Genomic DNA, 12614 nt, shown 5'->3' on the forward strand with positions numbered 1-12614 from the left:
TGCGAGCTCACGCTCACATCATTTTTCGGCCGTTCGGCACCGGCTGTTCGACCGCAGCAAGCACGATCGCGCCGTTCTCGTCCTCGAATCCCAGCGTCAGCACTTCCGAGCGGAATGGCCCGATCTGGCGCGGCGGGAAATTGACGACGCCGAGCACCTGCCGGCCGATCAGGCTTTCCGGCGTATAATGCACGGTGATCTGCGCTGAGGATTTTTTCGTGCCTATGTCAGGACCGAAATCGATCAGGAGTTTGAACGCCGGCTTGCGTGCCTCCGGAAAGGGACTGGCTTCGATGATCGTGCCGACGCGGATATCGACACGCTCGAAATCGGCGTAGGTGATCTCTTCTGCCATATGGTCTCCGTCAGCCGGCCAGTTCCTCGGCCCGCTTGCGCGCCGCCGCAAGGGCTGCGTCGAACAAGGGCTGCATGCCGTCTTCGGCCATCAGCACCGCGAGCGCCGCCGCCGTCGTGCCGCCGGGAGAGGTCACATTCTCCCGTAGCCGCGAAGCGTCGTCGGGGGACTGGTGCATGAGTTCACCAGCCCCCGCGACTGTTTCCCGCGCAAGACGCATGGCGAGGTCCGCCTGCAGGCCGAGTTTACGGCCTGCCTCCGCCATACATTCAACGAGATAGAATACATAAGCCGGACCGCTGCCCGAAAGCGCCGTCACGGCATCGATATCGGCTTCCGCAGCGACCCATTCGACCGGCCCCGAGACCCGCAGAAGGGAATGGACGCGTTCGCGCTGCTGATCGTTCACGGCACCATTGGCAAAAGCGCCGGTGACGCCGCGCCCGACCATGGCCGGCGTGTTCGGCATGGCCCGCACCATGGCGGCCTTGCCGAAATGTCTTTCGAGGAAACCGACCGTCTTGCCGGCCGCGACCGAGACGACGACCGTGTTCGGCCCGACGGCACTCTTCACCGCCGGCAGCACCGTCTCCATCACTTGCGGCTTGACCGCGAGGAAGAGCACGCTTGCCTTCAAATCCGCGGGAAGCGCAGTCAGATGGGTCGCGCCAGCCTCGCTGATCGTCGAAAGCATCGCCGGCGACGGGCCGGGATCGACAACGATGACGGCCGAGCCCGGAACGCCGCTTTTCAGCCAGCCGGAGAGCATCGCCCCGCCCATGTTTCCGGCACCGATCAGAACGACGGGATGTGTCGAGGAGAAAGCGGCCGTCGGCATCTTATGCCTCGCCGACCGTTTCAAACAGCACGGCTTCCATCGCCTTCGTCGCTTCCATACCGGACCAGACGACGAACTGGAATGCCTGAAAATAGGCTTCGCAGGTATCGAGCGCGCTGGAAAGCAGCACCTCCACCTGGCGATTGGTAGGCTCCGCACCGCCGGCAAGCAGCAGCGATTGGCGGAAAATGACGACATCTTCCTGGCGCCAGAGGTCGAAATGACCCATCAGCACCTGCCCGTTGATCGCCGAGAGCAGCTTGACCACCTCGTTGACCCTGATGTCGGGAACTTTGATATCGAAGGCGCAGCCAAGATGCAGCGCCTCGAATTCCTCCATCCAGGAGAAGGAGACGTGGTAGTCGGTCCAGCGGCCCTCGACCGTCATCGCGATCTCGTCCTCGCCAGACCGTTCGAACGACCAGTCGTTGTTGGAGGCAACGTACTCGATCATATCGACCGGGTTCGACTGACGCTCGACTTCCAATTCCATCAGGTTCATGCAGCACCTTCTTGACCGGAACGAATGCGACCTAACTTGGTGTACGAACACAAGCAAGACACACGCAAAATACCGGAACCACCACTCGGATGATCGTTGAACCGCTGCCAGACTTAACGCAGATAACCTGCCCGGAGCTTACCACGTCGCTTCGAATCATCATTTAAAATCAGTGTATAGCGCCCCTGGTCCCCTGCCAGCCCCCTGAACGGAAAATAGGACCGGCCACTGTGGAAAGGCTCTTCGAAATTCAATTCAGAAGGGAGAATAAGCGACTCTGCGAATTGGCTTTTTTGGCAGTGTCCACAGGTGGAAAACTCAACTGGTTTTTTTACGGAAGATGCGGCGTGTGGCATGAAGGCAACGCCGCATCTGTGTCGTATCGGGACTTAAGCGCCCTCGCCGGCAAGCTTCGCCTCGAGTGCTGCGATGCGGGCGGCAAGCGCCTCGTTCTCGTCGCGTGCCTTGATCGCCATCTCGCGCACGGCCTCGAACTCCTCGCGCTTGACGATGTCCATGCTGTTCAGCCAACGCTCGGCCTGGGCGTTGAAGGCGGTCTCGATCTCCTTGCGGACGCCCTGGGCTGCACCGGCCGCATCGGTCATCAGCTTGGCGAATTCGTCCATGATGCGGTTCGTTCCGGTCGTCATGGCGTTTTTCTCCCTTCGCATGAGGTGAATTCAGCCCTTCGGGGCCTCAGGAGTTGAGGTAGGGCTTCGCCATCGACGATGCAAGCGCTTTGCACGGGATAAGCTTGCCGGAACCGGCCGGGAACGGGCCATCACGAACAATGGACTTGACCGTCCGGGATCGCAGCGGCATGTTCCGCGCAACTCAACAGGTGGAAAACCTTGCCGACAGCAGCCAATCTCCTTGCCATCATGCCTTTCCCGGATATCGATCCGATCGCCTTTTCGATCGGTCCGCTGGCGATTCATTGGTATGGTCTCGCTTATGTCGCCGGCATCCTGCTCGGCTGGGCTTATGCGCGCCGCCTCGCAGCCAATGAAAGTCTCTGGCCCGGCAACGTCTCGCCGATATCAAGGACGCAGCTCGACGATTTCATCGTCTGGGCAGCGCTTGGAGTCGTCCTCGGCGGTCGTCTCGGCTATATTTTCTTTTATGATCTCCCCGCCGTCCTGCGCAGTCCCGTCCGTGCGCTCGAGATCTGGAACGGCGGCATGTCCTTCCATGGCGGCCTGACCGGCACGACGATCGCCATGATCCTCTTTGCCCGCCGCAACGCCATCCCGATCTGGAGCCTGTTCGACATCGTCGCCGCCGTCGTTCCCTTCGGTCTGTTCTTCGGTCGCATCGCCAATTTCATCAATGGCGAGCTCTGGGGCCGGTTGACCGACGTGCCTTGGGCCGTGGTCTTCCCGACCGGCGGTCCCTTCGCCCGCCATCCGAGCCAGCTCTATGAAGCCGGCCTCGAAGGCATCGTGCTGCTCCTGGTGCTGGCCGCCCTGGTCTACGGCATGCGCGCGCTGAAAAGCCCCGGCTTCATTACAGGCGTCTTCGTTTGCGGCTATGCGCTGTCGCGCATCTTCGTCGAATTCTTCCGCGAGCCCGACGCCCAGCTCGGTTACCTCCTCGGCACGAACTGGCTGACCATGGGCATGGTGCTCTCCTCCCCGATGATCCTGCTTGGCCTCTGGGCGATGCTGCGGGCCCGCCGCCAGGCTGCGCTGCAGCTCTGAAACGGCAGGACGCGACATGACCACCGCTCTAGGCGAAAAGATCAAGGCGATTATCCAGGCCAACGGCCCGATCAGCGTCACCGATTATTTCTCGCTTTGCCTCGCAGACCCCGAACACGGCTATTACCGCACCCGCGAGCCCTTCGGCCGATCCGGTGATTTCGTCACCGCGCCCGAGGTCAGCCAGATCTTCGGCGAAATGATCGGCGTCTTCATCGTCCATGCGTGGCAGCGTCACGGCACACCGACAGGCGTCCGCCTCGTCGAGATCGGCCCCGGCCGCGGCACCATGATATCAGACATGCTGCGCGTCATCTCCCGCATCGCTCCACCGCTTTTCGACGCCATGACCGTGCATCTCGTCGAAACCAGCGAGCGGCTGCGCGACGTCCAGAGCCAGACGCTCGAATCCCAGGGCGAGAAGATCACTTGGCATAATGGCTTCGACGAGGTGCCGCCCGGCTTCACGCTGATTGCCGCCAACGAACTCTTCGACGCCATCCCCATCCGCCAGTTCGTCCGCATGCCGACGGGTTTCCGTGAGCGCATGGTCGGCATCGATGCCGATGGTGAGCTGACATTCGCCGCCGGCGTCGCCGGCCTCGACCCCACGCTTCTTCCCGAACCGGTGCAGAACCTGCCGGTCGGCACACTCTTCGAGATCTCGCCTGCCCGCCAGGCGGTGATGATGGCGATCTGCGAGCGGCTGCGCGCCTTTGGCGGCACCGCGCTTACGATCGACTACGGCCATCTCGTCACCGGCTTCGGCGATACGCTGCAGGCCGTGCGCATGCATGAATTCGACCCGCCGCTCGCCCATCCAGGTGAATCCGATCTGACGAGCCATGTCGACTTCCAGCAGCTCGCCGAAACGGCGCTTGCGGCCGGCCTCCATCTGAACGGCGCCCTGCACCAAGGTGATTTTCTGACCGGCCTCGGCATCCTCGAGCGCGCAACCGCTCTCGGCCGTGATCGCGAGCCGCACACCCAGCAGGTCATTCAGGCGGCGGTCGAAAGGCTTGCCGGCGCCGGTGAAGGCCGGATGGGCGAACTCTTCAAGGTGATGGCGGTCTCCTATCCTGCCATCGATCTCATGCCCTTTCGTCCGGTGGATTGACAGGGCGCACGCGGCTGGTTCAACATCCGCCCGAAACAAGAACTTGAAGCGCGCCGCATATGCGATGCGCTTGGGATAATAACAAACCCCTCGAAAACCCCGGAATCACAGATGCAGGACGCGGCCTCTCCCGCACCGATTGAAAGCGTGCTGCTCAACCAAGCGGCGGGCGCCACGATCCGGCACGGTTATTTCACTCGGGCCGGCGGCGTTTCCGAAGGGATGTATCGTGGCCTCAATGTCGGCCTCGGCTCCAGCGACGAACGCGACAAGGTTCTGGAAAATCGCCGTCGCGTCGCCGCCTGGTTCGGCTTGCCGATCGAGCGGCTGGCAACGGTGCATCAGGTCCATTCCCCCGATGTCGTGACGATCGGCGCCGACTATGACGGCATCCGCCCCGACGCCGATGCAATGGTGACGGCAGCCCCTGGTATTGTGCTTGGCGTGCTTGCCGCCGATTGCGGGCCGATCCTGTTTGCTGACCCGGATAATCGCGTCATCGGCGCTGCCCATGCCGGCTGGAAGGGCGCGTTGACGGGCGTGCTCGAAAATACCATCGCCGCCATGGAGGCGCTGGGTGCGGACCGCGCTCGCATCGTCGCCTGCCTCGGCCCCTCGATCAGCCAGGCAAGTTATGAGGTCGGTCCCGAATTCGTCGAGCGTTTCGTCGCCGAAAACCCGGACGACGAGCGCTTTTTCGTGCCTTCCGCAACGCCCGGCCACGCCATGTTCGACCTGCCGGCGCTGACCGTCGACCGGCTGACGAAAGCCGGCGTGCGGGCCGAAAGCCTCGGCCTCTGCACTTATCCGGACAATGAGCGCTTCTTTTCCTACCGCAGGACGACACATCGCAAGGAGCCGGATTACGGCCGCCAGATTTCCGCGATATCAATTAGGGAGACTTGAGCAGAATGGCACTGCACTTCGAAAAGGCCGAATTCGCAAGCCGGCTTGCGCGCCTCACCGAGAAGATGAAGGAAGAAAAGCTCGACGCCTTGCTGCTTTTTGCCCAGGAAAGCATGTACTGGCTGACCGGCTACGACACCTTCGGCTACTGCTTCTTCCAGACGCTGGTCGTCAAGAGTGACGGCACCATGGCGCTGATCACTCGCTCGGCCGATCTTCGCCAGGCCAGACATACCTCAATCCTCGAGGACATCCATATCTGGGTCGACCGGGTCAACGCCGACCCGACGCTCGACCTGAAGAACCTGCTGGTCGAGATGGATCTGCTCGGCGCCCGCATCGGTGTCGAATACGATACCCACGGCATGACCGGCCGCGTCGCCCGCCTGCTCGACGCGCAATTGACCACCTTCGGCCAGATCGTCGACGCCTCCTACCTCGTCAGCCGCCTGCGCCTGATCAAGAGCCCGACGGAGGTCGCCTATGTCGAACGTGCCGCCGTTCTCGCCGACGATGCGCTCGATGCTGCGATCCGCCTGACAAAACCCGGCGCCGACGAGGCCGATATCCTCGCCGCCATGCAGGGTGCAATCTTTTCCGGTGGTGGCGACTATCCGGCCAACGAGTTTATCATCGGCTCCGGCGCCGACGCGCTGCTCTGCCGCTACAAGGCCGGCCGCCGCAAGCTCGACGCCAACGACCAGCTGACGCTCGAATGGGCCGGCGCCTATGCGCATTACCATGCCGCCATGATGCGCACGATCGTTATCGGCGAGCCGACGCATCGCCACCGCGAGCTTTACAACGCCTGCCGCGAAACCATCGAGGCGATCGAGACTGTGCTGAAGCCCGGCCAGACCTTCGGCGATGTCTTCGACATGCATGCCAGGATCATCGACGAGCGCGGCCTGGCCCGCCACCGGCTGAATGCCTGCGGTTATTCGCTCGGCGCCCGCTTCTCGCCCTCCTGGATGGAGCATCAGATGTTCCATGTCGGCAATCCGCAACCGATCGAGCCGAACATGTCGCTCTTCGTGCACATGATTATCGCCGATTCCGATACGGGCACGGCGATGACGCTCGGCCAGACTTATCTGACGACAGCGGATGCGCCGCGCGCACTATCCCGCCATCCGCTCGATTTCATCGGGCTCTGACGGGTGAGAATCCGGAATTGACAGACGACCGTCCCCACCCGCATAAATTCGGGTGGGGCTGATTGCGATTGCGGGAAGGACGGATCAAGGGATGACGCGAGCTGCGATTGTGCCCACGCTCCTGTTCGTCATGGCTCTGCTGACCGCCTGCAATACTACCGATGCACTGACACCGCAGGTCGATATCGGCGATTCCTCCGGCCGCGCGTCATCGAGCCCGGTGACGCAGAGCGAAGCCGAGCGTTTGGCGGGCACCCGCCAACCGGGTTTCTCGGGAAGCTCGCAGCAGGGCGGCTACCATCCAGCCTATGATCAGTCGCAGCAGGCCTATCGGCCCGGCACCGGAGCGGCGCCGACGACGATGCAGGAACAGGCAGACGCCCTGTCGAGAAGCGGCTCCTCACCCGCCGCCTCTGCCCCAATCGACGGACAATCGCTGCCCCCGCCGGCGGCCAGTGGTGGACTTCCCGCACAGCCGGCTCCACCGGGCGAGGCGCAACAGCCGCAGCAGACCGCCGCCCTCCCCTCCAATTCCCCCTCCGTTCGCGGCAGTACCGTGCGCTTCCTGCCGATCATCGGCGCGCCGGTGCAAGCCGTGACACCGCTCTCGCGCCAGCTCGGCACCGAGGCACGCGCGCACGGCCTTTCCATCAAGAGCTCGACCGATGCGAGCAGCGATTACATCCTTAAAGGCTATCTCTCCGCCTTCAGCGACGACGGCAAGGTTACCGTGGTCTATGTCTGGGACGTTCTCGACGGCGGCGGCGCTCGCCTGCACCGTATCCAGGGGCAAGAGAGTGTGCCGACGGCCGCAGCCGATCCCTGGGCGGGCGTTCCAGCCTCGGTGATGCAGCAAATCGGCTCAAAAACCATCGCGGAATTCTCCTCTTGGCGGCAGACTCAAGGCGGTTAGTCACAAACTTTTTGCAAATATAGGAGCCTGTGGCGCCTTTGCCCTTGCATTCACGGGGAAGCTGACTAAAAAGCGCGGCTATCAGCGCATAACAGGCGGACCAAAATGAAGGTTTTCGCAGGCAATTCGAACCGGCAACTCGCCGAAGCGATCTGCAACTATCTCAATGTTCCCTTGGGGAAAGCCAGTGTTCGAAGGTTTGCCGATCAGGAAATCTTCGTGGAAATCCAGGAAAATGTGCGCGGTGAGGATGTTTTCCTCGTGCAGCCGACTGCCTTTCCTGCCAACGACCATCTGATGGAACTGCTGATCATGATCGACGCGATGCGTCGTTCGTCAGCCCGCCGCATCACCGCCGTCCTACCCTATTTCGGCTATGCCCGTCAGGATCGCCGAGCCTCCGGCCGCACGCCGATCTCCGCCAAACTGGTCGCAAACCTCATTACCGAAGCCGGCGCCGACCGCGTCATGACGCTCGATCTCCATGCCGGGCAGATCCAGGGCTTCTTCGATATCCCGACCGATAACCTCTTTGCCATGCCCGTGCTGACCCGCGACATCAAGAGCCACTATGACCTCAGCAACGTCGTGGTCGTCTCGCCCGACGTCGGCGGCGTGGTTCGCGCCCGCGCGCTCGCGAAGCGGCTGGACTGTCTTCTGGCCATCGTCGACAAGCGTCGCGATCGGCCGGGTGAATCCGAAGTCATGAACATCATCGGCGACATTGCCGGCAAGGACTGCCTGCTGATCGACGATATCGTCGATTCCGGCGGCACGCTCTGCAATGCGGCCGACGCGATGCTGTCCAAGGGCGCATCCAGCGTCACCGCCTATATCACCCACGGCGTTCTCTCCGGCGGCGCGGTCACCCGCGTCACCTCCTCGAAGCTGCGCGAACTCGTCATCACGGATTCCATCCAGCCGACCACCGCTGTGCTATCGGCCCACAATATCCGCGTCGTAACGACGGCGCCGCTGATCGGCGAAGCCATCAGCCGAACGGCTCAGGAAGAGTCCGTCTCCAGCCTCTTCGATTAAAAAGAGCCGGCGTTCGACCGGCTCTTTCAATTTCTGCATCAGATGAACCAAGCCATTGCCTGGCATGCTCTCCGAGCCGCATGAATTGCTGGCCGTTGATTGTCGCGGAGCCGCCTTCGTTAACAACGAAAGCCCCGAATAAACCGCCGTCCCGATCGTTGGTCTCGCGAAGCTTGTGACCTACGGCGCAAAAAAGCCGGCACAGGGCCGGCTTCCTTTCATTTCTGATCCCAATTGATAACGCTCAAGGCTGTTGCGGCGGCGCAGGTACAGCGTCCTGACCCTGATCCGGTTCCTGCTCCTGGTCTGGCTCCAGCCCCGGATCTTGATCCGGACCATCCGGCCCCTTGACCACCTGCCCATTGACGGCGACTGCGCCGTCGCGGCTGACGCTGATGTCCCAGCGCGAACGGCCATCCGCATCGGTCTTGGCGAAACCCTTTACCATCATGATGCCGAAGGAAACCTGGTTGAGGTCGGGATCCGTCTTGGCAAGTTCCTGAACCGCGGCGATCGTCTTGTCGAGATCACGGGCAAGGATCGTCGCCTCCATCGAATAGTCCTTCTCTGTGTCGACCCGCCCCTCGATCTTGCCCGTTACGTCGACGTCGTAGACATCGGACTTGGCGCTGACCTTCGGAAACTCGACGGCGAGCCGTCCGTCGCGGAAGAGCTTCTTGCTCATCTCCTCGCCGCTCGTCTCCGGCGCCTTGTCATTGAAATCCATCGCCATGAGGGCTTCGCCAAAGGTGGCGAAATCCAGATTCGGCATGGCGAGTTGCAGCTCGAAGCTGGTCGGCATGAAAGGCGAATAGCTTGGCGGCATCAGCGGGCTGTCAAGGCTGATGTCCTGCGCATTCATGCCGAAGCCGAAGCGCATGGCATCGCTCGGCCCATCGATGGCCAGGTTGTAACCGAACGCCTTGACCCCGCCATTGCCCATCTGGCTGCTGATGGTCAGATTATTGACCCCGATCGTCTCGCTGAACGAGGCAAGAATCGGGAAGGCTTCTTTCAGCATTCCCTTTATCTTACCGCTATTCTCCGGGCTTAGTTCCTTCTCCTCGAGATGGTCGAGAACGAAAAGGACGATCTCGCGGATTTGCTTGGCCGGCAGGCCGTTCACCTTGGCATCGAAATCAATCGAGTCCGCACGGATTTCGACAGGCGGCATTTGCAGGCCGGAAACCTGCTCGACGAAAGTCGACATCGAGCCGCTGCCCGCAAAATCGATACGCCCGTTGCCGCCTGCGCTGTCCGTTGAAGTCAGCTTTTGGTCCATCCCGGCAAAGCTGGCATGGACTTCCTCGGTGTCGGACTTGCTGGCGACTTTGATGTCTTTGGCGGCGAAAGTGCCGGAGCGCAGATAGCTGATCGCCGGATCGAAGACGCCGGTGTAGACAAGTGAAGCGATGGAGTAGGAAAAATCCGTCGGCTTCTGGTCGGGGCCTTTGAAATGGCCGGAGACGTTGAGTTTGTTGTCACCTTCAATGTTCCAGAGCCCGCTGTCGAGCGGCGTAGCGAACATCGAGAACGGCGTCAGCCCGTTGATCGCGAATGCCGCCGGATCGGCCTTGGCAAGCAGCTTCGCCAGATCGTAAATGATCTCGTAGCGGGAGCCAGCCGGATTGACGGCAATCAGGCCGCTCTTCGCCAGATCCGCGGGAAGTAGTTTCGTCAGCGTGTCCTTGACCGCATTGGCGCCATCCTGATTGATCTCGACACCCTGGGCCGTGGTGACAAGGCAAAGTGCCAGCAAGCTCGTTGCCGTGACAAGTTTGAGACGCATAGTCCGATTTCTCCTCAGCCGCTTTTTTTAAATGCGGGCCATCCAAAGATGCGAAGCGCGCCGATGTCAACCTCAGCTGCGGCAGAGAATGGCAATTTGCCGCTCACGCGGCCGCGGATTTCTTCACGGCCGGCGCAAGAACCGTTTCCTGTTGTACGGCCGGCACCTCGCCGTTGACGATCGCCTCGATGCCCGAGCGCGGTCCCGGCTTACCGAAGAGGAAGCCCTGCACCTGCAGGCAGCCTTCCCGTCGCAGGAAGTCGATATGGTCTTCGTTTTCGACGCCTTCAGCAAGCACCGGTATGTCGAGGCTTGCGGCAAGAATGAGCGTCGAACGCACGATTGCCGCAGACTGCTTGTTGGTGACGACGCCGTCGACGAAGGCGCGGTCGATCTTGATCTTGTCGAACGGGAAGCTCTGCAGTGTCGACAGTGACGAATAACCGGTGCCGTAATCGTCCATCGCCACCTTGACGCCGAGCGCCTTCAGCCGGCGGATGGCCTGAAGCGCATGTTGATGATCGGCGATGATGCCGGATTCGGTGATCTCGATCTCCAGTCGCGACGCCGGCAGGCCGGTCTCAAGCAGGACCTGATGCACGATCTGCGGTAGGCGGTTGTCGCCGAGCTGCTGCGGCGCGACGTTGACGGCGATGCGCAGCGGGTTCTTCCAGGTCGCCGCTTCCGCGCAAGCGGCCCGCAGCACCCATTCACCAAGCTCAATGATAAAGCCGGTCTTCTCCGCGATCGGAATGAATTCGACGGGTGAGATGTAGCCGCGCACAGGATGTCTCCAGCGCAGGAGCACTTCCAGGCCAACGATGTCGCGCGTCACCGTGTCATTCTGCTGCTGGTAGAACAGCTCGAATTCGCCGCGCGCCAACCCCTCCCGCATCTCGCTCGCCAGCGCGTTGCGTTCGCGCGCTGCCTGGTCCATCGAGGGCTCATAGAAGCATATGCTGTTGGTCGCTGTCGATTTTGCCCGATACATGGCGATATCGGCCTGCGACAGCAGGTCGTCCAAAGTGTCCGCCTGTCCGGGATAGGTGGAGATACCGATACTGGAGCCGACGGTCAGCGCATGGCCGTTCCATTCGATCGGCCGGGCGATCTCGTCGAGCATGCGTTGTGCCAGTCCCTTGGCATCCGAACGGACGAAATAATCGCACATGACGGCCACGAACTCGTCGCCGCCGACCCGCGCCACGAACTGGCCGTTCTGCATGATCTTGGACAGCCGCTCGGCGACGGCGCGCAGCACGGCATCGCCGGCGGCGTGGCCGTGAACGTCGTTGATTTCCTTGAAACGGTCGAGGTCGAAGGAGAGCACGGCGATATTGGCCGTCATGTCCTTCGGCTTGTTGACCAACGCCGACAGATGCTCATTGAAGGCGGCGCGATTGGCAAGATTGGTCAGCGGGTCATGCAGCGACAGATGGCGGTAACGCTCGACGGCTGCCTGCGTCGACTGCATGTCGATGATATAGGTGGAGGCGCCCAACGCCAGGATGATGATCATGACGGCGCTGACGAGACCGGTCATGATGCCGTCCGAGATGATCTCGGTGGGTGCCGCAACAGTGGCATCCGGCAGGATCGTCAGCCCCGCCATGCCGGTGAAATGCGTGAGCACAATCGCAAGGATCAGCGAAAGGGCAGCCCCGTGGCGGCAGAAACGCGTGATCGGCCGGCCGACGCGATTGGTGGCGACCGCGCCGAACAAGCCGGCCAAGACCAGCGAGGCGACGACATAGGAGGTCTGCCATTCGAGACGACCCTCGATCTCGTAACCGGCGATCCCGACATAGTGCATGACCGCAATGCCGAGGCCGACGATCACGCCGCCTGCCTCGATAAGCGCGCTCTTCTGCGCGATTGACGCGATGGCAAAGCCGATCATCGTCGTCGCGACGGCGGCAAACAGCGACAGCAGCGTCAGCGTCGGCTCATAGCCGTTCGCCACCGGCGTCTGGTAACCGAGCATGGCGATGAAATGCGTCGTCCAGATGGTCGAGCCGCCAACGAAACCGGAGAGAAACAGCCAGTTGGCTTTCTGCAGCCCCTGCGATCGGCGCACCCGGGTGAAGAGGCGCATCGACAGCATCGATCCGAGCACACAGATAACGGTGGCGAAGATCAGATGCGGAAGGCTGTGTTCGACGGTGATGCAGGAAAGGACGCGCAACATGAGAGGCAACCGGCAATTGAGACGGCCCTGCTTATATTGGCGGGTAAACGCAGGATTTATTAATCGCCGCCGATTTCGTGTTCGATGGTTAAACCTTGGCGAAAGCGTGTA

General features: G+C 61.7%; 12 protein-coding genes. 6 read left to right on the forward strand and 6 right to left on the reverse strand.

Going from position 1 to position 12614, the window contains the following annotated elements; genetic code table 11:
• Positions 1-13: 13 nt before the first annotated feature.
• The 4 genes from RLCC275e_RS15495 to RLCC275e_RS15510 form a co-directional block, all read right to left on the reverse strand.
• Positions 14-355, reverse strand: coding sequence for a tRNA-binding protein (locus tag RLCC275e_RS15495; protein ID WP_003561302.1), 342 nt, complete (start codon positions 353-355; stop codon positions 14-16).
• A 10-nt stretch (positions 356-365) separates the two neighbouring features.
• Positions 366-1193: a pyrroline-5-carboxylate reductase gene (gene proC, locus RLCC275e_RS15500; protein ID WP_033180189.1), complete on the reverse strand. Its 828-nt coding sequence runs from the start codon at positions 1191-1193 to the stop codon at positions 366-368.
• Position 1194: 1 nt separating this feature from the next.
• Positions 1195-1695, reverse strand: a complete 501-nt coding sequence (locus tag RLCC275e_RS15505) for a type III secretion system chaperone family protein (RefSeq protein ID WP_003541709.1) — start codon at positions 1693-1695, stop codon at positions 1195-1197.
• Positions 1696-2084: 389 nt separating this feature from the next.
• Positions 2085-2345, reverse strand: a complete 261-nt coding sequence (locus RLCC275e_RS15510; protein ID WP_003541711.1) for an accessory factor UbiK family protein — start codon at positions 2343-2345, stop codon at positions 2085-2087.
• Between the two features lie 201 nt (positions 2346-2546).
• Between RLCC275e_RS15510 and lgt the strand changes: the two genes are divergently transcribed.
• From lgt to RLCC275e_RS15540, 6 genes are all read left to right on the forward strand, one after another.
• The gene (lgt, locus tag RLCC275e_RS15515; protein ID WP_033180188.1) at positions 2547-3395 is read left to right on the forward strand and encodes a prolipoprotein diacylglyceryl transferase; all 849 of its coding nucleotides are present in this window, start codon (positions 2547-2549) and stop codon (positions 3393-3395) included.
• 16 nt (positions 3396-3411) lie between these two features.
• Positions 3412-4512, forward strand: a complete 1101-nt coding sequence (locus RLCC275e_RS15520; protein WP_033180187.1) for a class I SAM-dependent methyltransferase — start codon at positions 3412-3414, stop codon at positions 4510-4512.
• Between the two features lie 111 nt (positions 4513-4623).
• Positions 4624-5418, forward strand: a complete 795-nt coding sequence (gene pgeF, locus RLCC275e_RS15525) for a peptidoglycan editing factor PgeF (RefSeq protein ID WP_033180186.1) — start codon at positions 4624-4626, stop codon at positions 5416-5418.
• Positions 5419-5423: 5 nt separating this feature from the next.
• Complete coding sequence (locus RLCC275e_RS15530) at positions 5424-6575, forward strand: M24 family metallopeptidase (protein WP_011652944.1); 1152 nt, start codon at positions 5424-5426, stop codon at positions 6573-6575.
• 91 nt (positions 6576-6666) lie between these two features.
• Entirely contained in the window at positions 6667-7488 is an 822-nt protein-coding gene (locus tag RLCC275e_RS15535; protein WP_033180185.1) for a hypothetical protein, read from the forward strand.
• A 105-nt stretch (positions 7489-7593) separates the two neighbouring features.
• On the forward strand, positions 7594-8526 hold the full coding sequence (locus tag RLCC275e_RS15540) for a ribose-phosphate pyrophosphokinase (protein WP_003561319.1): 933 nt from the start codon (positions 7594-7596) through the stop codon (positions 8524-8526).
• Between the two features lie 244 nt (positions 8527-8770).
• On the opposite strand, the gene RLCC275e_RS15545 is transcribed toward RLCC275e_RS15540, so the two are convergent.
• Together RLCC275e_RS15545 and RLCC275e_RS15550 are read right to left on the reverse strand one after the other, a co-directional pair.
• Positions 8771-10315, reverse strand: coding sequence for a hypothetical protein (locus RLCC275e_RS15545; RefSeq protein ID WP_033180184.1), 1545 nt, complete (start codon positions 10313-10315; stop codon positions 8771-8773).
• Between the two features lie 103 nt (positions 10316-10418).
• Positions 10419-12503 (reverse strand): putative bifunctional diguanylate cyclase/phosphodiesterase, encoded by a 2085-nt coding sequence (locus RLCC275e_RS15550; RefSeq protein WP_033180183.1) that lies wholly within the window; start codon positions 12501-12503, stop codon positions 10419-10421.
• Positions 12504-12614: the final 111 nt, after the last annotated feature.

The sequence above is a fragment of the Rhizobium brockwellii genome, assembly GCF_000769405.2.
GTDB classification, from domain to species: Bacteria; Pseudomonadota; Alphaproteobacteria; order Rhizobiales; family Rhizobiaceae; genus Rhizobium; species Rhizobium brockwellii.

Coding starts and splice junctions, on each gene's coding strand:
- RLCC275e_RS15495 (WP_003561302.1), bottom strand. CDS start 355: ATGGCAGAAGAGATCACCTACGCCGATTTCGAGCGTGTCGATATCCGC.
- proC (WP_033180189.1), bottom strand. CDS start 1,193: ATGCCGACGGCCGCTTTCTCCTCGACACATCCCGTCGTTCTGATCGGT.
- RLCC275e_RS15505 (WP_003541709.1), bottom strand. CDS start 1,695: ATGAACCTGATGGAATTGGAAGTCGAGCGTCAGTCGAACCCGGTCGAT.
- RLCC275e_RS15510 (WP_003541711.1), bottom strand. CDS start 2,345: ATGACGACCGGAACGAACCGCATCATGGACGAATTCGCCAAGCTGATG.
- RLCC275e_RS15520 (WP_033180187.1), top strand. CDS start 3,412: ATGACCACCGCTCTAGGCGAAAAGATCAAGGCGATTATCCAGGCCAAC.
- pgeF (WP_033180186.1), top strand. CDS start 4,624: ATGCAGGACGCGGCCTCTCCCGCACCGATTGAAAGCGTGCTGCTCAAC.
- RLCC275e_RS15530 (WP_011652944.1), top strand. CDS start 5,424: ATGGCACTGCACTTCGAAAAGGCCGAATTCGCAAGCCGGCTTGCGCGC.
- RLCC275e_RS15535 (WP_033180185.1), top strand. CDS start 6,667: ATGACGCGAGCTGCGATTGTGCCCACGCTCCTGTTCGTCATGGCTCTG.
- RLCC275e_RS15540 (WP_003561319.1), top strand. CDS start 7,594: ATGAAGGTTTTCGCAGGCAATTCGAACCGGCAACTCGCCGAAGCGATC.
- RLCC275e_RS15545 (WP_033180184.1), bottom strand. CDS start 10,315: ATGCGTCTCAAACTTGTCACGGCAACGAGCTTGCTGGCACTTTGCCTT.
- RLCC275e_RS15550 (WP_033180183.1), bottom strand. CDS start 12,503: ATGTTGCGCGTCCTTTCCTGCATCACCGTCGAACACAGCCTTCCGCAT.